Raw genomic sequence first — 20394 nt, forward strand, 5'->3', positions numbered from 1 at the left:
GCTTCGTAAGCATAGGCTTAGAGTTTGCATTTATTTGTAAACCGGGTAACCGGTCACGCAAATGTCTTCGCCGGCCATCTCGACATTAACATTCTCAAGCTCGATGGCATCGGCCATTTTGTCGATTCCTTCAAAGCTGAACGTTCCCGGCGCTTCCGCGCCTCCGATAATTTTGGCGGCGTAATAAAGAATGATTTTATCGATCAGTCCGGCTTCCAGCATCGCTCCGTTCAGCTTGCCGCCGCCTTCCAGCAAAATAGAGCCGATTTCAAGCTCCCCAAGCTTTTCCATTGCCGTCTGCAGATTCACTTTCGCGCCTTCCCCGCAGACGATAACCTCCACCCCTGCAGATTCCAGCGCTTGCTTTCTGGCGTTATCCGAATTTGCCGACGTCAGTACGATCGTCCGGATCGTTCTGTCTGTTACAACTCTTGCGTTCAGCGGCAGTCTCAGCGTGGAATCCACGATAATTCGAATCGGGTCGATCGCAGGTACACTGGTTCGCGTATTTAACAGCGGATCGTCGGCAAGCACCGTACCGATGCCGACCATAATCGCCTCATGCTGATGGCGAAGCGTATGGACCTGCTCGCGAGCGGCCGTCCCTGTAACCCACCGGCTGTCGCCGGTTCTCGATGCGATTTTTCCGTCAAGCGTGCTTGCCGTCTTTAACGTGACGAAAGGCAGCCGGGTTGTAATATATTTATTGAATTTTTCATTCATCAGCCTGGACTCGTGCTCCAAAATGCCGACCGTAACTTCAATGCCTTCTTCACGTAGCCGCGCTATCCCTCTTCCGGATACTTGAGGGTTAGGATCTCCCGCCGCTACGACAACCCGCGCGGCTTTTGCCGCGATAATCCGCTCGCAGCATGGCGGCGTTTTGCCGAAATGGCTGCAGGGCTCCAGCGTAACGTATACCGTTGCTCCTTCCGCCTCGCTGCCGGCCATTTGAAGAGCATGAACCTCGGCATGACCCGTGCCCCGCTTCAGATGTGTACCGATGCCGATAATACGGCCTTCCTTGACTACAACACAGCCCACGACGGGATTAATTCCGGTCTGGCCTGCTGCTTTAGCCGCTATATCCAATGCCAGGCGCATATAATATTCATCGTTCAAAATTTCCATAAAATACAAAAATCACCCCTGCCGGCATGCTTACCGTCGGGGTGATTCGGGAAATCGAAGAAAACAACGACAAAACCGATAAACGTTGTCGGATTTAACCCTTCAAGCGTTCCAGCTGCGCAAACCTGCGAGCCCGGTTTGAATATACGCTAAATAAACATCCTTATCCTCTTGTGAAAATAAACACAAGCAAATAAACATGTAGAAATAGCTGTCGATGCATCTCCTTCTCCCATCCAGACTGTACTGTCGGTCCCGGACTTGCACCAGGTCCACCGTTCCGACCGTATCCGCCGGCGTCCAGCGCCAGTAAAATCGGTCAGCCCGGGTCACGGACTGACGGACTGCACGGGATGTCCGGTCGTCCGGTCCATCCTGCACAGCCCGATCACCGCCGGTTGGGAATTTCACCCGACCCCGAAGGAAAGCTGCACTTACATATTTATAGTAAGTATCTTACCATTAAACTTCGACAACTTCAACCTTTTCCATCTTGTCTCCGCCTCTAACGGCATCGATGAACTCCATGCCTTTGGCTACTTTGCCGAATACGGTATGGCCGCCGTCAAGATGCGGCTGCGGAGCATAGCAAATATAGAACTGGCTTCCGCCTGTGTTGCGTCCGGCATGCGCCATAGCAAGCGTTCCGCGCTCATGCTTGTTCGGGTTGATCTCGCAGTTGATCGTATATCCAGGACCGCCTGTGCCTGTACCGTTCGGACAGCCGCCTTGAGCGACAAAGCCCGGGATAACGCGGTGGAACGTCAAACCGTTATAAAAGCCTTCGTTAGCCAGCTTCTCAAAGTTAGCGACCGTATTCGGAGCGTCTTTGTCGAACAGATCGAGGGTAACTTCTCCGCCGTTTGCAAGTGTGATTTTTGCTTGTTTTGCCATTGCTGCATCTACCTTTCTTTTTCCGGATAAGACTACGTTACCAATTTCGCCCTTATTTCGCAAGCGGTGATTTTTGAAGTCTTGCCGGAATGACGTCGTTGCATACGATATTTTCAAGCGATTCGCGCTTAACGGCAAGGTCGGCCTGCCCGTCCTTCACGAATACGACCGCCGGACGGCGAATGCGGTTATAGTTGCTTGCCATTGCATAATTATATGCACCTGTACAGAATACAGCGAGCAGATCGCCGTTTTCGGCTTTCGGTAGCTCAAGATCCCAAATTAGCATGTCGCCGCTCTCGCAGCATTTGCCCGCAACGGATACCGTTTCAGCCACCGGCTCGTTTGCACGGTTAGCCAGGACGGCTTCGTATTTGGATTGATAAAGCGCTGGGCGGGGGTTGTCCGTCATGCCGCCGTCAACGGCGATATATTTGCGGACGCCCGGAATTGTCTTGCTCGTGCCGACCGTGTACAGCGTCGTTCCTGCGTCGCCGACCATGCTCCGGCCCGGCTCGACCCAAATTTCAGGCAGCGGGAATTCCGCTTTGGTGAAGTTTTCGATGATGGCGCCGGTAATCGCAGCCACGTACTCGCTGATCGGAAGCGGAGTATCTCCTTCCACGTAACGGATGCCGAAGCCGCCGCCCAGGTTGATAACCTTGAACGTAAGGCCAAGATCGCTGCGAATTTGAACCGCGAAATCGGCGACTTTGTCTACAGCCATGCGGAAGCCTTCCACCTCGAAAATTTGCGAGCCGATGTGGGAATGAACGCCCAGAACGTTCAGGTTAGGAAGCGCAATCGCTTCTTCGATCGCTTTCCTTGCAGCTCCGTTACCCAGGTCGAAACCGAACTTGGAATCCTGCTGTCCCGTCGAGATATAGTCGTGCGTATGAGCTTCGACGCCCGGCGTAATACGCAGAAGCACGTTAACCTTCTTGCCTTTGTCGCCTGCAAGCGCATTGAGCAGCTGCAGCTCGAGGAAATTGTCGGCTACGAAGCAGCCGATGCCCGCGTCGAGCGCCATGTTAATTTCGTCAGGCGTTTTGTTGTTGCCGTGGAAGTGGATGCGTTCCGCAGGGAAGCCGGCTTGCAAGGCAGTGTACAGCTCGCCGTCGGATACGACGTCAAGCGACAAACCTTCCTGCTCGGCGATCGCACACATTGCCATGACGCTGAACGCCTTGCTGGCATAAGCGACCTGGAATTTCAAGCCGGAAGCCTTGAACGCCTCCACATATTCGTTAGCGCGCTGGCGAACCAACGCTTCGTCGACGATATATAACGGCGTGCCGAATTGACCCGCCAAATCGGCCACATCGCAGCCGCCAATTTCCAGATGGCCTTTTTCGTTGATTTTACTGGTTCCATGTAGGTACATATATTTCCCCTCAGCTTTCTTCTATCTGCAGGCAGACAGAACGGATAGAATTTGCATCAATAGCACAAGTATAACGCAACCTACCCGCGCGCGAAATGGATAAATTCACATTTGATTTGCATTTTTGTGAAATCACTCCGTAGAGGGCATTTTATCGCGCTGCTGAGGCTTCAAAATGTTGGGCCGGTAGCGGTTGTAAAGGACAGGCTGGCGGATGATAACTCCCCATAATGCCTTCATATCGAACGGAATGAACGGCCACATGTAAGGGCGGTTAAAGGAGCGTTCGCACACGAGCATCAGCAGGATAAGCGTCGTCGCAATGACAAAGCCCGGAACGCTGAACATCGCAACCGAAATGAGGAGGACAAGCCTTACGATCCGGTTGGCCAAGCCGAGCTCGTAGCTTGGCGTCGCGAACATCCCGATCGCAGCAATCGCCATGTAAAGGATGACCTCGTTGACGAACAGGCCGGTCTGCACGGCAATATCGCCGATCAGAATGGCGGCTACGAGAGACATGGCCGTCGCCAGCGAAGAAGGGGTATGGACCGAAGCCATCCGCATCAGGTCGATCCCGATTTCAGCGAGAACAAATTGTACGATCAATGGGATTTTCCCGGTTTCGGACGGCCCCAGAAAATCCAGGACGGGCGGCTTGATCTCCGGATGGACGACGAATAGCAGCCACAGCGGGAGCATAAACAGCGACGCTAATATGCCAAAAAATCTGACCCACCGCAAATACGTGCCGATGAACGGAGTTTGGCGGTTTTCCTCGGCATGCATGACCAAATCGGTATAAGTGGTCGGAAGCGTCATTACGCTGGGCGACGTATCCACGAACACCGCAACTGCGCCTTCAAGCAGATGCTGGGCGACCGTATCCGGACGCTCGGAATAACGCACGAGCGGGAACGGGTTCCAGCCCCGCTTAACGCTCGCCTCCTCCAGCTGCTTATCGGCGAGCGGCAAACCGTCAATCTTGACCATTTTTATTTTTTCCTTAATGGATTTCAAAAGCTTCTTGTCAACCAGATCATTGATATAGGCTACGCAGATGTCCGTTTTTGTCCGCTCGCCAATCTGAATGATTTCATAGCGCAGCTGCGGATCTCTTACCCTGCGGCGTACGAGCGATACGTTCATCATCAGCGTTTCTACAAAGCCGTCCCGGCTGCCGCGTACGACCTTCTCCAGCGAAGGCTCCTCCGGGTTCCGGGTAGGAAATGCCTTGGCGTCGATCATAATGGCGCTGGCTTCCCCGTCGATGAACAAGGCGGATCCGCCGGCCAATACGCCGGTCAGCATTTTGTTCCAGTCATCCTGCTTCGCCACCTGCGCCGCAGGCACGTAATGGTCGATAAAAGCGTGGAAAGAATCGCTCGACACCTGATCCGTCTGAAGATAGCTGAGACGCTTGAGCACCTCTGTAAGAATCTCATCCTTTACAAGGCCGTTCATGCACAGCAGCGCTGTCCGCTTCTCGCCGAACGTCATTTCCCGGACGACGACGTCAAAGCTTGTTTTATAGCCGATCTCGTTCTCCAGCCTCTCCAGCACCTCGTCAAGCTCATCGGGGATACGGCATTCTTCCCCTTCCCCATCCCCTTTCCCGGAAGTTAGCGAGCTGGTCTTTTTTTCACGTCTTGCTACGATTAAATGACCGCCGGATTCATTCAGCTGCTGCTCGTCCGTAATTCTCTGCATATGCGTCCATTCCTGCTTTTCGCCTTCTTCATGCTCCGTATGCGAATCTCTCATCTGTCTTCACCTCATCCGTAATGTATTACCATTGAAAAACAAGCCAATCGAACAACGAGCCCAAAATTTTGCCGGTAACCATCGCCATCACGAGCGCCATCATGTATTCCGAAAGATTCATCCGCTTCGCCAATATCGGCAGCACATTCAATACCTCTGTCAACGCAGCTGCAAGCATGCCGACGAACAGGCCGGAAATCAAGCCGGTCAGGCTTAAGGTGACCGCAGCCGGCATCGTTAATTTCCAGTCCAGGAAGTCGGCAAACGTAAAATAAAGAGAGCCGCAAATAACGGCCGTCTCGAACCAGGCGGACATCCGGTAGGCTCCCGCAAGCTGCGCAAGGCGCGGGATCAGGTCAAGCACGATCAGCAAGGCGACCAGACCGCTGCCGACAGCAAGCCCGCCCGCGAGGCCGAGCAGCGCGACAAATACGTTCGTCAGCCATTCAACCATTGCGCTTGTCCTTAGTCTGGTCGTAATCGGCCTTCTTGCGCATTTCGTCGGCGATGACGTAGGCATTCACGTTTTCCTGATACATATATAGCTCGACTTCGAGCGGATTCGGCTCCTCGTTGAACCTTTTGCGGAACAGGTGGTTGAAGAACAGCACCATGCCAAGCCCGATGCCGAGCGAATAGGGGATCTGAAACCAAAGCGGATGATCGTTGCGGTCCCCCGTGATCAGCTCGGCGATTCGGATATGCACCTCTTTCATGCTTACGTCCGTATGAAAATTCATGATCGCGAGCCCCGAGCCGAAAAATAACAGCAGCCACGAAAACAAAAGCACCGGAATTTTCGGCTTTACCGGTTTTTCCGCCACCATAACCAGCACCTGGGGGTCCCCGTAGGCTTCCACCGCCAATTCAGGCTGATTTTCGCGGATTTTTTTGACGATTTGCAGCAAATCGATGACCACCCGGTTTCCGTCCGCTTTCTTATGCTCGTACAAAACGAGGCCCCTGAGCCGCTCTCCGGCTTCCTCGTCGGCTGCGAGCAGGCGCGCCGCCTGTCCCAGCGTGACGCATTGGTCCGGCTTGATGTAAATTCTTTTTTTGAGGCGCAGATAGAGAACCGCTTGCCTGGATGCTTCCATCTTCAGCCACCCCTTCTGCTTAAGCTCTAACTGCCATTTCCCTGTTAGTATGAGAAAAGGGCGATACGGATAGTCATGCATGACGAGGTAAAAAAAGGAAAAAGATCAAACCGCTTCAGAGAGCGATTTGATCTTTAATGGACTGCAGTATTTTTTTCTCCAGCCGCGATACCTGTACCTGAGATATACCCAGCCTGCTTGCCACCTCGGACTGCGTCTTGTCGCGGTAGTAGCGAAGGTATACGATAAGCCTTTCCCTTTCGCTAAGCCCTTCAATCGCTTCGACCAGCGCAAGCTTATCGAACCACCGTTCCTGAGAATCGTCGGCAATCTGGTCCATAAGCGTGATAGGATCGCCGTCATTCTCGAACACCGTCTCGTGTATCGATGTCGGCGGCTTATTCGCTTCTTGGGCGAATACGACATCCTCAGGCGTGATCCCCAGCCGTTCCGCGACCTCGCTGATCGTCGGCAACCGCCCAAGCGACTTCGAAAGCTCATCCTTCATCTTACGCACTTTGTTAGCGGTTTCCTTTAAAGAACGGCTTACCTTCAGCGTTCCGTCGTCACGCAAAAAACGCTGGATTTCACCAATGATCATCGGTACCGCATAAGTCGAAAATTTGACGTCGTAGGATAAATCGAATTTATCGACCGATTTGAGCAAGCCGATACATCCGATTTGAAACAAATCCTCTGGCTCGTAGCCGCGGTTAATGAAGCGTTGGACGACAGACCAGACAAGTCGGATATTGCACTGCACAAGCGTATCCCTTGCAAGCGTATCGCCTGATTGGCTTAGCGCGATGAGCCGCTTGACTTCCGCATCGTCCAAGTACGGCTGGGCTGTTTGCTTCAGATCGACATCCATGAGGCTCAACCCCTATACGCTAATTATAGAGCGCTTTTTTTGATTCAATTCGCTTCAACATCTCAACGCGGGTGCCGCCGCCTGGCGTGCTGGTCACCTCAAAACGGTCCATGAAATTTTCCATAATCGTAAATCCCATACCCGAGCGCTCGAGCTCCGGCTTGGATGTAAAGAGCGGCTGCCGCGCGAGCTCCACGTCCTCGATGCCGCGGCCGGCATCCGACACCGCGATCGATACGGAATCTCCTTCAATTCTTGCCTCGATCGTTACATTGCAGGAAGGATCGTTCTCGTAGCCGTGAATGATTGCATTCGTTACGGCTTCCGATACGGCGGTCTTCAAGTCGTTAAGCTCCTCCAGCGTCGGATCCAGCTGAGATACAAAGGCGGCGACCGCAATACGCGCAAAAGCTTCGTTTTCCGAGCGGGCGCTAAAGGACAGCGTCATTTCATTCGATCCGTTCATGACACCACCTCCAAACTGGAAATTGCGGTACGTTCATCGTCGTGAATCGTAATGATTTTGAACAGACCGGACAGCTCGAACAAGCGGTAAACGCTAGGATTGACGTCACAGACGACCATTTTGCCGCCTTTGCTTTTCACCTGCTTATACCTGCCGAGAATGACGCCAAGGCCTGAGCTGTCCATAAATTGCAAATCCTTTAAGCTGAGGATGACATGATCGCTGCTCCCCCGCAGTAGAGCTTCTTCCATCTTGAAACGGACGACATCGGCGGTATGATGATCCAGCTCGCCGCGAAGGCGTACGATCAGCACATTGCGGTAATGCTCCAATTCTGCTTGCAGGCTCATAGTGCCGTTCATCTCCTCTAGGTTTATTCAAAATAGACTTGCCGAGATAGAACTAGCAATTCTCCAAATAAAGGGGAGATTCCTGCATGGCGACAAAACTAGAAGCATAACCCTACCAGCTGACAAATTGCGAGTCATGTCCGATCATCCGCCTGTTTAAGAGGAAAAGAGCCCCGAGAAGGAACGCTTCAGCAGCTTCCACCAGCCTGCCCGGTCAACCGACAGCGGCGCGTCGACGTCGAACTCCTTCAGCACCTGATCGCCTTGATAAACGACCAGTTTGCCGACCGGCTGTCCGATCTGAACCGGCGCTTTTAGCGGTCCGTCGATTTTCAGCTCGTAACGGATATCCTTTGTCGAGCTTCCTTTTTTGAGCAGCACGCTGTAGGCATGCTTCGCTACGAGCGGAAGCTCAGGCGTCGTTCCTTTTTCGACTTTAAGAGTTCCCATCGAATCGCCTTCTTTGATGATCGGGTAATTCATATACTGGGCGAACGAATAATCGAACATTTGGGAGACTTCCGCGTTCCTTGTCTTCGTGTCCGGCTCACCCATAACTACGGCGATGACGCGCATATTATCGCGTTTGGCCGTTGCGGACAGACAGTACTTCGCTTCGCTCGTAAATCCTGTTTTCAGCCCGTCGGCGCCGCTATAAAAACGGACCAGCTTATTCGTATTGACGAGCCAGAACGGTTTCTCCGACGTTTTGCGCAAATAATCCTGGTATAAGCCCGTATATTTCGTAATTTCGTCATGCTTAAGCAGCTCGCGGGACATGACGGCAATATCGTGGGCTGAGGAATGATGGTTGGCAACCGGAAGCCCGTTCGGATTCATAAACTGGGTATCCTTCATGCCGAGCTGCTGCGCGCGCTCATTCATCATCGCGACAAACTGCTGCTCGGTGCCCGCAAGCTTCTCGGCCATAGCCACCGAAGCATCGTTGCCCGAAGCCAGTGCGATTCCTTTGATCATTTCGTCAACGGTCATTTCCTCGCCGGGCTCGAGAAAAATTTGCGAGCCGCCCATCGACGCGGCATATTCGCTGGTCTGGACCTTATCCGTCAGCTTGAGCTTGCCGTCGTCCAACGCTTCCATAATGAGCAGCAGCGTCATAATTTTCGTGATGCTGGCGGGCGGCAGCTTGTCATGGCTGTTTTTTTCGTAAATGACCGTACCCGAATCCGCGTCCATTAGTATCGCCGACCGAGCCGAAGGCGCCAGGCTTGCTGCAGCCGCCTGTCCGGATGGAGCCGGAGCGGCGTTCGGTGCCGGTGCAGGCTCTTCCGCGGCGAAGACGGCGGCCGGAGCGGCTAGCGCAGCTACTAAAATGAGAATGCAGAGCTTGATAGATCGGTTTTTCAACAGAATTCCCTCCTGAAAGTGTGGTAGCGCTAAAGGCATAATTCGGTTATATTTTCCTTTTCATTGTTGACCTAACTAAAGGAAAATATTCCAATTCAGGGAACCTGCGAAATAATTTCTGTCCGGCATACACGACAAAAAGAACCGTTCCGGGTTTCGGAACGGTTCTTTACTTCGTATAAGCAGATACGTCAGCTGTATCTGCTTACGCCTTCCTGCGTCACGACGGAGAGCAGCAGCCCTCGGTGTTCCGGCTTCGTGCCGCCTACTGTGAAGGCTCTCCGCACGCGGCCGGACACTTCATTTACCGATTCGCTCCGATCCCGGACATGCAGAACCGCGAGAGTCTCCCCGGCTTGAACGGGGTCTCCCACTTTCTTGCGGAGCACCAAACCGACGGCATAGTCGATAGCCGCTTCCTTCGTCGCTCTTCCAGCCCCCAGCAGCATCGCGGCGAGACCAAGCTGCTCCGCCTCGATCGCTTGGACATAACCGTCGCTCTCAGCTGTCACGTCAAGCCGGACGGCTGCCTGAGGCAGCCCGGAAGGATCGTCTGCAATCGCCTCGTTGCCGCCCTGCGCGGCAATAAAAGCTTTAAATTTGGACAAAGCCGCCCCGCTCGTGATTTGACCGCGCAGCAGCTCCTTTGCTTCTTCCACGTTTTCCGCCTTGCCGCCCAGAACGACCATATGCGCCCCAAGCGTGATGCAAAGCTCGGTCAAGTCCTCCGGTCCGTTTCCTTTTAGCGTATCAATCGCTTCCCGGACCTCGAGCGCGTTTCCGACCGCATAGCCGAGCGGCTGATCCATGTCGCTGATGACGGCTGCCGTTTTCCGGCCAACCTCCGTCCCGATGTCCACCATCGCCTTCGCAAGTTGTTCGGAATGCTCGAGCGACTTCATAAAGGCTCCGCTGCCGGTCTTCACGTCGAGCACGATAGCGTCGGCTCCCGCCGCGATCTTCTTGCTCATGACCGAGCTCGCGATCAGCGGTATCGACTCCACGGTGGCCGTCACGTCCCGCAGCGCATACAGCTTCTTGTCGGCTGGCGCCAAATTGCCGCTTTGGCCGATAACGGCCAGGCCGATATCGTTCACCTGCGCGATAAACCTTTCGCGCGAGAGCTCCGTGCGGAAACCTTCGATCGCCTCAAGCTTATCGATCGTGCCTCCTGTATGCCCTAGTCCGCGTCCGGACATCTTCGCGACCGGAACGCCGACCGAGGCGACTAGAGGTGCCAAAATTAACGTCGTTTTATCGCCAACGCCGCCGGTGCTGTGCTTGTCGACCTTCAAGCCGCCGATCGGCCCCAAGTCGACCTGATCGCCGGAGTTTGCCATCGCCAGCGTCAGCGCAGCCGTTTCCTTAGGCGTCATTCCCCGAAAAAACACGGCCATCGCCCACGCGGAAAGCTGATAATCAGGAATGTCTCCGCGGGTGTAGCCGTCTATTAAAAAAGTTAATTCCCCGGCGGTCAATTCGCCGCCGTCTCTCTTCTTCCGAATCAGATCTACCGACCGCATAAGGCCCTCCTTAAAGTTAAAACACGGTGCAAGCCCTAGTTAACGCGGGACAGCGCCAGCCGCTCCCTCTGCACCTGAACAATAATTTCGTCAAGCGACTGGCTTAACAAAATGACGTCGCGATGCAATAGATTTTGCTTTAAAGCAGCCATCTCGACCATTTTACTGCGCAACTGCTCCATTTGAATGAGTAATTGCTTATCCATATGCTCGTCCACTCCATCTTTCTTTGATCATGGACATTATACGACGAATCGGAAAAAAAACACTGTCACAATGAGTCGACCCGAATATTACAATTTTGTTACAAAAAACGTTACATGGAGGCAATTAGCGACGTAACAAGTTCCAAAAATTGGGCCTTGACACGTTCGGTCGTTTCCATAACTTCCGCGTGAGACAAGGGCTGATCCAAAATACCCGCGGCCATATTGCTTATACAGGAAATTCCAATGACTTCGATTCCCGAATGACGCGCTGCAATGACTTCGGCAACAGTCGACATTCCGACAGCATCGGCGCCGATTATCCGTAGCATCCGGATTTCCGCCGGCGTTTCATACGTTGGTCCCAATAATCCCGCATACACGCCTTCGCGTAAAGTAATTCCCTGCTTCGCTGCGATTTCCCTGGCCGCCGCGCGCAGCCTTTTGCTGTATGCTTCGGACATATCCGGGAACCTGACGCCGAGTTCGTCGTCATTCGGACCGATCAGCGGATTTTTGCCGGTCAAATTGAGATGATCCGAGATGAGCATCAGATCTCCGGGATCGTAGTCCGTATTCACGCCGCCGGCCGCATTTGTCACAAGCAGGGTTTTCACGCCGAGAGCCTTCATGACGCGGACAGGAAACGCAGTCAGCTCGGGTCCGTAGCCCTCATACATATGGAAACGGCCTCTCATAAGCACAACTGTTCTGCCGGATAAGGAACCGATCAGCAGCTCGCCGGCATGCCCCTCGACGGTCGACACCGGAAAATGAGGGATATCGTGATACTGAATCGTTACCGCGTCCTCCAGGTGATCGCCGAGCACACCGAGCCCGGAGCCCATGATAAGGCCGATTTCCGGGCGCAGTGCCGTTTGCGATCCGATATATTCGGCCGCTTCCTTGATGTGAGCGGAAGTTAAGGCGGAAACCGTAAATGCGTTCATAATAAAATCCTCCCCTATGTATCGGTTTATCAGTTTGGTTTAAGGCAAATAGAAGCGTCTTAACCCTGCACATTCAGCTCATGCAAAAAGCTGGTCCCGTTCGGCGGTGCCGAAGTTCCGAAATTATCGGCTATCGTTGCCCCTAAATCCGAGTACGTCGAGCGGACAGACAGCTGCCGCGGTGTTTTGAACGCGGGGCTGTACAGCAGGAGCGGCACGTATTCGCGCGTATGGTCCGTCCCGTGATGCACGGGATCATTGCCGTGGTCGGCGGTAACGACAAGCAAATCCTTCTCGCTCAGCTGCTGCTCCAGCAGCGGGACGGCACGGTCAAATTCCTCCAGTGCCGCCGCATATCCGGCCGGATCGCGACGATGCCCGTACAGCGAGTCAAAGTCGACGAGATTCGTAAACAGCAGCCCTTTAAACGGCTGCTTCAGCTGCTCGACCGTGCGCGCGATCCCATCGGAGTTACTTTTAGTCGGATGCGAGACGCCGATCCCTTCCCCGTCGAAAATGTCATGAATTTTGCCGATTGCGATCGTATCGAAGCCCTTCTCCTGCAATGCGTTCAGCACGGTTGGCTGAGGCGGCTTAACGGCATAGTCATGACGGTTAGGCGTACGCTTGAAGCTTCCCGGCTGACCGACATACGGCCTAGCAATGACCCGTCCGACCGTAAAGCGTTCGTCCATCGTCAGCTCCCGCGCGATTTTGCAAGCCTGGTAAAGCTCATCTAACGGAATGACTTCCTCATGCGCCGCGATTTGAAAAACGCTGTCCGCAGAGGTGTACACGATCCAGGCTCCCGTCTCCATCTGCTCGGCTCCAAGCTCATCTAGTATCTCAGTTCCGCTTGCCGGCTTGTTGCCGATCACTTTGCGTCCCGTCCTCTCCTCGAACGGTCCGATCAGCTCGGGCGGAAAGCCTTCCGGAAACGTCTGAAACGGCACAGTTATTTTAAGGCCCATTAACTCCCAATGCCCTGTCATCGTATCTTTGCCGACCGATACCTCCGCCATCTTCCCGTAATAGGCTGCAGGCGGCTCATCCGCCGGCTTCCAGCTGCCGATAGGCGCGATCCGGTCAAGCCCCCATCTCCTCAGGTGAGGCAGCTGCAGGCCGGGAACGCGCTCAGCGATATGTCCGAGCGTGTGTGCTCCCCGGTCGCCGAAAGCTTCCGCGTCCGGCAGCTCGCCGATCCCCACGCTGTCAAGGACGATCACCGCAATTCGTTCAAATTTCATGTACAAGTCTCCCTTCGGTGTCAAAATGGCGGATCGCACGCCCCCGTTAACGTTCATGCCCGCGGATGCGAGCTGCTGTACGCATCCCTGATTCTCGCTTTGGGCAGCTGCACATACTTTAATGTCGTAGCGAGCTCGGCATGACCGAGCAGCTCTTGTACGGTTCTCGGATCGGCGCCGCCTTCCAGCATATGCACCGCTACCGAATGCCTTAACGTATGAGGCGTAACGGCCTCGTCGATACCGGCTTCCTTTGCATATTTTTTAATCATCTTCCAAAAACCTTGTCTGGTCATGCGAGTGCCCAGATGATTCAGGAAAAGCGCGGCGTCCGGCTCCTTGCCGGCAGACAGCTCCGGCCTGCCTTCGAGAAGGTAGCTCTCCAAAGCATCCTTCGCCAGCCTTCCGAACGGTACGAGCCTTTCCTTTTGACCGCTTCCGATGCATTGGATATAGCCGAGCTGCATATGAACATGTCCCACATCGAGGGATACCAGCTCGGATACCCGGATCCCGGTCGCGTACAGCAGCTCCAGCATTGCTTTGTCCCGTTTGCCGTTCGGCTTCCCGGTTGAAGGGGCATCGAGCAGCAAATTTGTGACGGGGACGCTTACGATGCTCGGGGAGCTTTTTTCCGGCTTCGGGGCTTCCATAAACGCTGATGGATTATGTACGAGGACAGCCGTTAACGCCAAATAATGGAAAAACGCGCGAATGGAGACGACATGTCTGGCAACGGTCGCCGCCTTTTTTCCCTCTTCCTTCAAGCAAAGCATGTAACGGGCCAGATGATGTCTTGTGATTTCGGAAGGATGGCCGAGATGAAGCTCCTGTGTAAAGGCCAAAAATCGGTCCAAATCGCGCTGATAGGATAAGAGCGTATTGGCGGACAGCCTCTTCTCTTCCCGCAAATAGTGCAAGCAGTTCTCCAGATGTTCTTTCATTGGACTTCCTTTCCTATGATCAAGCAGGCAAACATTGGACAATTCCACAAAAGGTTTCAACACTCGACCCCGAAATTCCTGCTTCCGCGAACAATCTGTTCACTCTTATCATTAAACATTACCTCGTTACTCTCCGTACCAGTAAAACCAGCGCAGCCTGTCGGACATTTTATCGCTGCTGTCGGGCGGGCCCGGCTCCGTCACAAATACCTTCAGCGCATCGCCCTGGGGCACCCGGTAAGGATGCACGGGAGACAAAGTCTCCGCTAGCCAGCGGTAGCCGCCGGTTACGATAAATAACAAGATGGAAAAAATAACGATAAAAAATACGCGGCTCGTCCATTTGCGAATGGAAAAGATCATAAGTTCGGCCTCCTCTGATCGGCGGAATGGGATGTTCATCCGTACCACCATATGAGGAGGCCTGTTCGTTTATGACGCTATGGCTGCAGACGGTCGTAAGGTACACTGTCCAGCCACTTTTCAAGCGGCGTATACGGCAATCCCGTTGCCGCCGCTACCGGCTCGTTCGTCACTTTACCGTTATGCGTATTAACGCCTTTCTGCAAAGGCAGGCTTTTGCGGACGGCTTCCATCCCGTGGTTGGCCAGCTGAAGAGCATAGCCGATCGTTACATTGGTCAAAGCAAACGTTGAGGTGCGGGGCACTGCTCCCGGGATGTTTGCAACGGCATAATGGACGACCCCATGCTTGATATAGATTGGGTCCTTATGCGTCGTAGGTCTGTCGACGGTTGCTATGGAGCCGCCTTGGTCTACCGCGACATCTACGATAACAGCCCCCTTTTTCATCCCTTGTACCATCTGCTCGGTTACGAGATGAGGCGCTTTCGCTCCCGGAATGAGCACCGCACCGATTAATAAATCCGCTTTTGCCGCCGCTTCCGCTATATGATACGGACTTGACATCAACGTCTGGATCCTTCCTCCGAACACATCGTCCAGGTACCGCATCCGATCGGCGCTTCTTTCCAGCACAACGACGTTCGCTCCCATCCCTAGCGCGATTTTGGCCGCATTCGTGCCCACGATACCGCCGCCTATAATAACGACCTCCGCCGGCTGGACGCCCGGAACGCCGCCGAGCAGCACGCCTCTGCCGCCGTTGAACGCCTCCAGAAACTGGGCTCCGACCTGGACGGACATGCGCCCCGCTACCTCGCTCATCGGCGTTAACAAAGGCAGACTGCCGTTTGCTAGCTGAATCGTCTCGTATGCGATCCCCGTTACGCCGCTATCGACCAGCGCTTTGGTCAGCTCCGGTGCAGCCGCCAGGTGCAAATACGTAAACAGCAGCAAGCCGTCCCGGAAAAATCCGAATTCCTCCGGCAAAGGCTCCTTAACCTTCATAATCATATCCGACTGGGACCAGACCTCGGCCGCCGTTGAGAAGATCGATGCCCCCTCCCGTTCGTAATCCGCATCCTCAAACCCGCTGCCGCTTCCCGCACCCGCTTCGATGATCACACGGTGACCCGCCGCCGCCAAAACCGTCACGCCCGCCGGCGTCAGCGCCACGCGGTATTCGCTTTGCTTGATTTCCTTCGGTACTCCGACAATCATGCTATTCTCCTCCTGATTCCGATTTCGCGCACAGCATTTGTCAAGCGTAACGGCTTTTGCCGATTTCTGGCGGCAACAGCTCGTTTCGCGCTGAAGAAACGACCTTACTATTGTTTATGTGCAAATGGGACGAAATGATCGCTGCAGAACGGCTTTCCATCAAATTTATACTTTGTTATTCTCCCGAAAATATGTATGCCGGCAGTGCTGCAAGCCGGGGAGACAGGAAAAACAAAAACGGCTCTGCCGTCCAGAAATGCTGGGCAGCAAAGCCGTTTATTTTTGAGTTTCGTTATCGGACGCTTGATCGTTCTTCTCCTTGCAGCGGCGGCATACGCCTTGGAAATCCAGCCGGTGATCGATGACAAAAAATCCGTATTCCCGCTCCAGTCTCTCTTCCAGCGGCAACAACCAGTCTTCCTTAATTTCGTCCATCGTACCGCACTGAACACAAATAAGGTGGTGATGATGATGCTTGTTGCTGTCCGTTCGCAAATCATAGCGGGCTACACCGTCGCCGAAATTCATTTTCTCGACAACATGCATATCGCTCAGCAATTCCAAGGTGCGATACACGGTTGCGAGCCCGATTTCCGGAGCCTTATCCTTGACCAGCATAAACACGTCTTCAGCGCTCAAATGATCGTCTTCGTTCTCGAGCAACACCCGAACCGTTGCTTCCCGCTGCGGGGTCAGTTTGTAGCCCTGCGACTGCAGCTGTTGTTTGATTTTCTCAATCCGGGCCTCCATGATTTCCCCCCTACCACATGTCTGCGCCTCTATCAGGAAATTTATCCTCTCATTATAGGGGCTAACCTGCCGTAAAGTCAAACGTTTTGCCGTCAAACCGTAACGTTTGCGGAGGAGAGCAGCGGGGTTACCCAACCGATCAAAGTAGGCGAAACATACGCTTCGAGCAAAGCGGCGGCACCAAAAACGAGCAGCATGAGAATCGCAGTAGAGGTGTATGCCCCAAGCTCGGGCGCAAGATCTCCTTTTTGCTGAATGAGCCTGTTTTTGACGACGAACATGGCAAATGTGATCGCCGCTGCGCTTGTAATAATCATTGCAGGGACGGCTAACAAATTTTGCGGGGCAACCGACACGAGCGACAGCAAGACGCCCTTCCATGCATATTGGTTGATGAGTGTTCCTATGGAAAATCCGACCAAAGCGCCTTTCAAAAAGTTAAGCACCAGCACTCCCGGAATGCCGACCACCGTAACGCCCATCAGCCATATGACAATCAGCCACTTGCTATGAAAAACAAATCGCTCCCAAAAGGATGCAGCCTCTTCGGTACCGATGCCGGCACTCATCAGCTTCACGTACTGATCCACATCGCCCGCCAGCTTCTGCTGCTGCTCGAGCGTCAGCGCATTTACCATCAGCGCGCCGAAAATAGCCCCTACTACGAATAATACGGAAACGAACACGTATAACGACAGTTGGTTTTTGACCATGGCGATCCGACCTTCCCGTTATTTGCTGCCAAGCCTTCATAGGCTTTCGTACCCTAAGGACACCTGTACATGATTGGATGAAAAGAAAGTGACGGAGGTGAGCGGAGCCCTGTATCTGCTCGGGACACGCTTGCCTTTTACTATATGAGAAAAGTCGGGCGGGTATGACGAAGGCCGGCTAGAGCCGGCCTGTGAGGGTATATAGCTTCCATGCGTAAACGGCGAGGATCGTCTTGGCGTCGCTAATGCGGCCATCCCGGATATAGGCCTCCGCCTGCTCGAGGGTGATCGCTTCCACATTCAGATCCTCATCCTCATCCGGACTTTGAACGCCCGGCTCAAGCTCATCTGTGAAGTAAACGAATAGCTTCTCATCCGCAAAGCCGGGTGACGTAAAAAACTCGCTGAGCAGCCTGAGGCTCTTGGAGCGGTAGCCCGTCTCTTCTTCAAGCTCCCGCGCGGCCGCGGTCAGTGGATCCTCTCCCGGGTCAAGCTTACCGGCGGGAATTTCAACCTGGAACTTTTCAAGCGGTTTTCTGAACTGCTCGACGACGAGCAGCTTCCCGTCCAGCAAAGCCATCACCGCCGCGGCTCCCGGATGCCGGACGATTTCTCTTGTAGCCGTTCTTCCGTCGGCGAGCGCGACCGTGTCAACCTGCAGCGAAATCATTTTGCCCTCGAACAGCTGCTCCGTGCTGACCGTTTCCTCGCGCCACAACGCCTTCCTTTGCTGTTCTGCCATCTCTCATTGTCTCCCTTTTTTTAGTTATTCAACTGATCATAACTTGTCCGGCCCGTGCATATTTATCAGTAAACCATACGACAGGAGCGGATCAATATGAAGCAATATGTAGCATTAAATCATTTGCGTTTAGTAGGTAAAGGCTGGGAAATTCGCCGACAGCTCCAAAAGCTGTCATCGGCTTCGCTTTCCAAAAAACCGTTGACCGAATATACAGGCGCGATAAATGTCAGGCGTGCCTCGCATGAATAAAATTAAAAGATAATGATACCGGTCAAGTGTAACTATTTGGACAAAAGCCCTTTTTCCTCATCCTTTCAGTACCGGATGAGCGAAAGAAGGGCTATTCGTCCGATTCGCTTCCCTTTTCGCGGTCCAGCTTCCTATTCCGCAGCTGAAGCTGCCTGCTTGATGATTTCAACGACCAGCTCCGTCGTTTTCACCAAATCGTCAACCTTGATTTGCTCTTTGGTCGTATGGATATGCTCGTAGCCTACGGCCAAGTTGACGGTCGGTATGCCAAGCCCGTTAAAAATGTTAGCGTCGCTGCCGCCGCCCGAATGAAAGGTGCGCGGCGTTCTGCCAATGGCGGTAATTGCCTTTTTCGCCAGCTGAACGACCGGATCCTGATCGTCATACTGGTACGCCGGATAGATGATCTGGCTGTCCAGCTCGCCGCGGGCGCCGAATTCCTCCGCAGCGCTCATCACCGCAGCACGCATCGCCTCAATCTGGCTGTCCAGCTTATGCTGGACGATACTCCGCGCCTCCGCGTCCAGACGCACAAAATCGCAGACGATGTTCGTCGCGCCGCCGCCCTCGAATTTTCCGATGTTAGCGGTCGTTTCTTTGTCGATCCGGCCAAGCGGCATTCGTGCAATCGCTTTGGCGGCAACCTGAATGGCGCTGATTCCGTCCTCGGGATTGACTCCTGCATGCGCCGAACGCCCGTGCATTTTGATCGTAATTTTTGCCTGGGTCGGAGCCGCCACTGCAATATCCCCGATCGCCCCGTTCGAATCGAGCGCGTAACCGAATTTCGCCTCCAGCTTGGACGCATCGAGCGACCTGGCACCCAGCAAGCCGGATTCCTCGCCCACTGTGATGACGAACTGGATGCGGCCATGCGGAATCGCTTGCTCCTTCACAACTCTGATCGCCTCGAATATAGCGGAAATGCCCGCTTTGTCATCGGCGCCAAGAATTGTCGTTCCGTCGCTGCGTATGTAGCCGTCATCGTCAAGCTGCGGCTTGATGCCGGCGCCGGGCGTTACCGTATCCATATGGCAGGTAAAAAATATCGTCGGCGCATCGGCGCCGCCCGCTTCCCATATCGCAAACAAATTGCCGGCCCCGTGACCGGTTTTCGCCGCTGCGTCATCCTCGCTTATCTGAAGGCCAAGCGCCGTAAACTTTTCCTTTAATACCCGGCTAATTTCCTGCTCATGCTTCGTTTCGCTATCGACGCGCACAAGTTCCATAAACTCTTTCACCAATCGGTCCTTATTGATCATCGGCGTTTCCTCCGTCTATAATTTTGGTATACAATAGACTACAGACAAGCTTACCACGTTTCAACTTGAAAGGAGTTTTTGATTTTATGCACAGACAAAAGCTAATCCGAATCGTCGCGATCGTCATCATAGCTACAATGGTCATCACTACATTATTTGCCAGTATCGGAAGTTTATTTTACTAGTGTGTCTGCCTTATATTGAAAAACTTGTTCAAAATGCGGCAGCAGCTGGACCGCAGCTTCCTCGACCGTCAGCTGCTTACCGGTCAGATCGTTGAACGAGGTTACGCCGTACTGCTCGATGCCGCACGGGATAATGCCGCTGAATCCGTCGGCGGCAATGCCCGCCTTAATGTTAAGCGCAAAGCCATGACTCGTAATAAAACCACGGCGATGCCGCGCTTTATTGAATTTAACCCCGATTGCAGCGATTTTCAGATCGCCGACCCATACTCCCGTATATTCCGGCTTTCTGCCCGCCGTTATGCCGTACTCGCCCAGCCAGTTGATGATGACCTGTTCCAGATTTCGCAAGTAGGCATGCAAGTCAAGTCCGACCGCATCCAAATACAGCAAAGGATAGCCGACCAGCTGACCAGGCCCGTGATACGTAATATCCCCGCCTCTGTCGATTTGGAACAATGCGATTCCGCGTTCCGCCAGTTCTTCTTCCCCTAGCAGCAGATGCTCCGGGTGCTTGTCCGAGCCGATCGTATAGGTAGGCGGATGCTGAAGAAGGAGAAGCGTCTCCTGACGCTCCTCCCGGTCAATTTCCTTCACGCAGGCCTTTTGCAGTTCCCACGCTTCGGCATATTCGAGTAATCCGATATAACGGGCATCCAGCCGCTTCAAGCCATTTTCATATTCCGCTTCAGCCATGCCGGTTTCCCCATTT

The 20394-nt window shown here is 53.7% G+C and carries 24 protein-coding genes and 1 riboswitch; of the genes, 2 read left to right on the forward strand and 22 right to left on the reverse strand.

Features of this window, described 5'->3' with window-relative positions:
* Positions 1-30: 30 nt before the first annotated feature.
* The 20 genes from ribD to KP806_RS05500 all read right to left on the reverse strand — a co-directional run bounded on the left by ribD (position 31) and on the right by KP806_RS05500 (position 17983).
* Positions 31-1131, reverse strand: coding sequence for a bifunctional diaminohydroxyphosphoribosylaminopyrimidine deaminase/5-amino-6-(5-phosphoribosylamino)uracil reductase RibD (ribD, locus tag KP806_RS05405; RefSeq protein WP_224722553.1), 1101 nt, complete (start codon positions 1129-1131; stop codon positions 31-33).
* A 220-nt stretch (positions 1132-1351) separates the two neighbouring features.
* A riboswitch (FMN riboswitch) is annotated at positions 1352-1560 on the reverse strand.
* A gap of 33 nt (positions 1561-1593) precedes the next feature.
* Positions 1594-2025 (reverse strand): peptidylprolyl isomerase, encoded by a 432-nt coding sequence (locus KP806_RS05410; protein ID WP_224722554.1) that lies wholly within the window; start codon positions 2023-2025, stop codon positions 1594-1596.
* 52 nt (positions 2026-2077) lie between these two features.
* Positions 2078-3409 (reverse strand): diaminopimelate decarboxylase, encoded by a 1332-nt coding sequence (gene lysA / locus KP806_RS05415; RefSeq protein WP_224722555.1) that lies wholly within the window; start codon positions 3407-3409, stop codon positions 2078-2080.
* 132 nt (positions 3410-3541) lie between these two features.
* Entirely contained in the window at positions 3542-5173 is a 1632-nt protein-coding gene (locus KP806_RS05420; protein WP_224722556.1) for a spore germination protein, read from the reverse strand.
* 25 nt (positions 5174-5198) lie between these two features.
* The gene (locus tag KP806_RS05425; protein ID WP_224722557.1) at positions 5199-5627 is read right to left on the reverse strand and encodes a stage V sporulation protein AB; all 429 of its coding nucleotides are present in this window, start codon (positions 5625-5627) and stop codon (positions 5199-5201) included.
* Positions 5620-6270 carry a stage V sporulation protein AA gene (locus KP806_RS05430; RefSeq protein ID WP_224722558.1) on the reverse strand — a complete coding sequence of 217 codons (651 nt, stop codon included), beginning with the start codon at positions 6268-6270 and terminating at the stop codon, positions 5620-5622. Before KP806_RS05430 ends, KP806_RS05425 begins: the two co-directional genes overlap by 8 nt.
* A 115-nt stretch (positions 6271-6385) precedes the next feature.
* The gene (gene sigF, locus KP806_RS05435) at positions 6386-7141 is read right to left on the reverse strand and encodes an RNA polymerase sporulation sigma factor SigF (RefSeq protein WP_224722559.1); all 756 of its coding nucleotides are present in this window, start codon (positions 7139-7141) and stop codon (positions 6386-6388) included.
* Between the two features lie 19 nt (positions 7142-7160).
* The gene (gene spoIIAB / locus KP806_RS05440; protein ID WP_224722560.1) at positions 7161-7607 is read right to left on the reverse strand and encodes an anti-sigma F factor; all 447 of its coding nucleotides are present in this window, start codon (positions 7605-7607) and stop codon (positions 7161-7163) included.
* A complete protein-coding gene (spoIIAA, locus tag KP806_RS05445; RefSeq protein WP_224722561.1) occupies positions 7604-7957 on the reverse strand; it encodes an anti-sigma F factor antagonist in 354 nt (117 codons plus the stop codon). The genes spoIIAB and spoIIAA overlap by 4 nt, the downstream gene beginning before the upstream one ends.
* Positions 7958-8113: 156 nt before the next feature.
* Positions 8114-9325 carry a D-alanyl-D-alanine carboxypeptidase family protein gene (locus KP806_RS05450; RefSeq protein ID WP_397376361.1) on the reverse strand — a complete coding sequence of 404 codons (1212 nt, stop codon included), beginning with the start codon at positions 9323-9325 and terminating at the stop codon, positions 8114-8116.
* Positions 9326-9516: 191 nt separating this feature from the next.
* Complete coding sequence (locus KP806_RS05455; RefSeq protein WP_224722562.1) at positions 9517-10848, reverse strand: pyrimidine-nucleoside phosphorylase; 1332 nt, start codon at positions 10846-10848, stop codon at positions 9517-9519.
* Between the two features lie 35 nt (positions 10849-10883).
* Complete coding sequence (locus KP806_RS05460; protein WP_224722563.1) at positions 10884-11054, reverse strand: aspartyl-phosphate phosphatase Spo0E family protein; 171 nt, start codon at positions 11052-11054, stop codon at positions 10884-10886.
* A 110-nt stretch (positions 11055-11164) separates the two neighbouring features.
* Positions 11165-12004 carry a purine-nucleoside phosphorylase gene (locus KP806_RS05465; RefSeq protein ID WP_224722564.1) on the reverse strand — a complete coding sequence of 280 codons (840 nt, stop codon included), beginning with the start codon at positions 12002-12004 and terminating at the stop codon, positions 11165-11167.
* Positions 12005-12063: 59 nt separating this feature from the next.
* On the reverse strand, positions 12064-13251 hold the full coding sequence (deoB, locus tag KP806_RS05470; protein WP_224722565.1) for a phosphopentomutase: 1188 nt from the start codon (positions 13249-13251) through the stop codon (positions 12064-12066).
* 53 nt (positions 13252-13304) lie between these two features.
* Positions 13305-14195, reverse strand: a complete 891-nt coding sequence (locus KP806_RS05475; RefSeq protein ID WP_224722566.1) for a site-specific tyrosine recombinase — start codon at positions 14193-14195, stop codon at positions 13305-13307.
* Positions 14196-14321: 126 nt separating this feature from the next.
* Entirely contained in the window at positions 14322-14558 is a 237-nt protein-coding gene (locus tag KP806_RS05480) for a DUF4227 family protein (protein ID WP_224722567.1), read from the reverse strand.
* A 77-nt stretch (positions 14559-14635) separates the two neighbouring features.
* Positions 14636-15778, reverse strand: coding sequence for an alanine dehydrogenase (ald, locus tag KP806_RS05485; protein ID WP_224722568.1), 1143 nt, complete (start codon positions 15776-15778; stop codon positions 14636-14638).
* Between the two features lie 276 nt (positions 15779-16054).
* Complete coding sequence (gene fur, locus KP806_RS05490; RefSeq protein WP_224722569.1) at positions 16055-16528, reverse strand: ferric iron uptake transcriptional regulator; 474 nt, start codon at positions 16526-16528, stop codon at positions 16055-16057.
* Between the two features lie 92 nt (positions 16529-16620).
* Positions 16621-17241 (reverse strand): stage II sporulation protein M, encoded by a 621-nt coding sequence (gene spoIIM / locus KP806_RS05495; protein WP_224722570.1) that lies wholly within the window; start codon positions 17239-17241, stop codon positions 16621-16623.
* A 178-nt stretch (positions 17242-17419) separates the two neighbouring features.
* Entirely contained in the window at positions 17420-17983 is a 564-nt protein-coding gene (locus tag KP806_RS05500) for an NUDIX hydrolase (RefSeq protein WP_224722571.1), read from the reverse strand.
* Positions 17984-18079: 96 nt separating this feature from the next.
* Between KP806_RS05500 and mciZ the strand changes: the two genes are divergently transcribed.
* Complete coding sequence (mciZ, locus tag KP806_RS05505) at positions 18080-18235, forward strand: Z-ring formation inhibitor MciZ (RefSeq protein WP_224722572.1); 156 nt, start codon at positions 18080-18082, stop codon at positions 18233-18235.
* Positions 18236-18366: 131 nt separating this feature from the next.
* Here mciZ and KP806_RS05510 read toward each other — a convergent pair whose 3' ends face one another.
* A complete protein-coding gene (locus tag KP806_RS05510; RefSeq protein ID WP_224722573.1) occupies positions 18367-19497 on the reverse strand; it encodes a M20/M25/M40 family metallo-hydrolase in 1131 nt (376 codons plus the stop codon).
* Between the two features lie 86 nt (positions 19498-19583).
* On the opposite strand from KP806_RS05510, the gene prli42 reads away from it, so the two are divergent.
* Positions 19584-19682 carry a stressosome-associated protein Prli42 gene (gene prli42 / locus KP806_RS05515; RefSeq protein WP_224722574.1) on the forward strand — a complete coding sequence of 33 codons (99 nt, stop codon included), beginning with the start codon at positions 19584-19586 and terminating at the stop codon, positions 19680-19682.
* Here prli42 and lipB read toward each other — a convergent pair.
* Positions 19671-20378, reverse strand: a complete 708-nt coding sequence (lipB, locus tag KP806_RS05520) for a lipoyl(octanoyl) transferase LipB (protein WP_224722575.1) — start codon at positions 20376-20378, stop codon at positions 19671-19673. The two genes, prli42 and lipB, sit on opposite strands and share 12 nt — an antisense overlap.
* Positions 20379-20394 lie beyond the last annotated feature (16 nt).

Origin of the sequence: Paenibacillus vietnamensis (assembly GCF_020169515.1) — a bacterium.
GTDB classification, from domain to species: Bacteria; Bacillota; Bacilli; order Paenibacillales; family Paenibacillaceae; genus Pristimantibacillus; species Pristimantibacillus vietnamensis.

Coding starts and splice junctions, on each gene's coding strand:
- ribD (WP_224722553.1), bottom strand. CDS start 1,131: ATGGAAATTTTGAACGATGAATATTATATGCGCCTGGCATTGGATATA.
- KP806_RS05410 (WP_224722554.1), bottom strand. CDS start 2,025: ATGGCAAAACAAGCAAAAATCACACTTGCAAACGGCGGAGAAGTTACC.
- lysA (WP_224722555.1), bottom strand. CDS start 3,409: ATGTACCTACATGGAACCAGTAAAATCAACGAAAAAGGCCATCTGGAA.
- KP806_RS05420 (WP_224722556.1), bottom strand. CDS start 5,173: ATGAGAGATTCGCATACGGAGCATGAAGAAGGCGAAAAGCAGGAATGG.
- KP806_RS05425 (WP_224722557.1), bottom strand. CDS start 5,627: ATGGTTGAATGGCTGACGAACGTATTTGTCGCGCTGCTCGGCCTCGCG.
- KP806_RS05430 (WP_224722558.1), bottom strand. CDS start 6,270: ATGGAAGCATCCAGGCAAGCGGTTCTCTATCTGCGCCTCAAAAAAAGA.
- sigF (WP_224722559.1), bottom strand. CDS start 7,141: ATGGATGTCGATCTGAAGCAAACAGCCCAGCCGTACTTGGACGATGCG.
- spoIIAB (WP_224722560.1), bottom strand. CDS start 7,607: ATGAACGGATCGAATGAAATGACGCTGTCCTTTAGCGCCCGCTCGGAA.
- spoIIAA (WP_224722561.1), bottom strand. CDS start 7,957: ATGAGCCTGCAAGCAGAATTGGAGCATTACCGCAATGTGCTGATCGTA.
- KP806_RS05455 (WP_224722562.1), bottom strand. CDS start 10,848: ATGCGGTCGGTAGATCTGATTCGGAAGAAGAGAGACGGCGGCGAATTG.
- KP806_RS05460 (WP_224722563.1), bottom strand. CDS start 11,054: ATGGATAAGCAATTACTCATTCAAATGGAGCAGTTGCGCAGTAAAATG.
- KP806_RS05465 (WP_224722564.1), bottom strand. CDS start 12,004: ATGAACGCATTTACGGTTTCCGCCTTAACTTCCGCTCACATCAAGGAA.
- deoB (WP_224722565.1), bottom strand. CDS start 13,251: ATGAAATTTGAACGAATTGCGGTGATCGTCCTTGACAGCGTGGGGATC.
- KP806_RS05475 (WP_224722566.1), bottom strand. CDS start 14,195: ATGAAAGAACATCTGGAGAACTGCTTGCACTATTTGCGGGAAGAGAAG.
- KP806_RS05480 (WP_224722567.1), bottom strand. CDS start 14,558: ATGATCTTTTCCATTCGCAAATGGACGAGCCGCGTATTTTTTATCGTT.
- ald (WP_224722568.1), bottom strand. CDS start 15,778: ATGATTGTCGGAGTACCGAAGGAAATCAAGCAAAGCGAATACCGCGTG.
- fur (WP_224722569.1), bottom strand. CDS start 16,528: ATGGAGGCCCGGATTGAGAAAATCAAACAACAGCTGCAGTCGCAGGGC.
- spoIIM (WP_224722570.1), bottom strand. CDS start 17,241: ATGGTCAAAAACCAACTGTCGTTATACGTGTTCGTTTCCGTATTATTC.
- KP806_RS05500 (WP_224722571.1), bottom strand. CDS start 17,983: ATGGCAGAACAGCAAAGGAAGGCGTTGTGGCGCGAGGAAACGGTCAGC.
- mciZ (WP_224722572.1), top strand. CDS start 18,080: ATGAAGCAATATGTAGCATTAAATCATTTGCGTTTAGTAGGTAAAGGC.
- KP806_RS05510 (WP_224722573.1), bottom strand. CDS start 19,497: ATGATCAATAAGGACCGATTGGTGAAAGAGTTTATGGAACTTGTGCGC.
- prli42 (WP_224722574.1), top strand. CDS start 19,584: ATGCACAGACAAAAGCTAATCCGAATCGTCGCGATCGTCATCATAGCT.
- lipB (WP_224722575.1), bottom strand. CDS start 20,378: ATGGCTGAAGCGGAATATGAAAATGGCTTGAAGCGGCTGGATGCCCGT.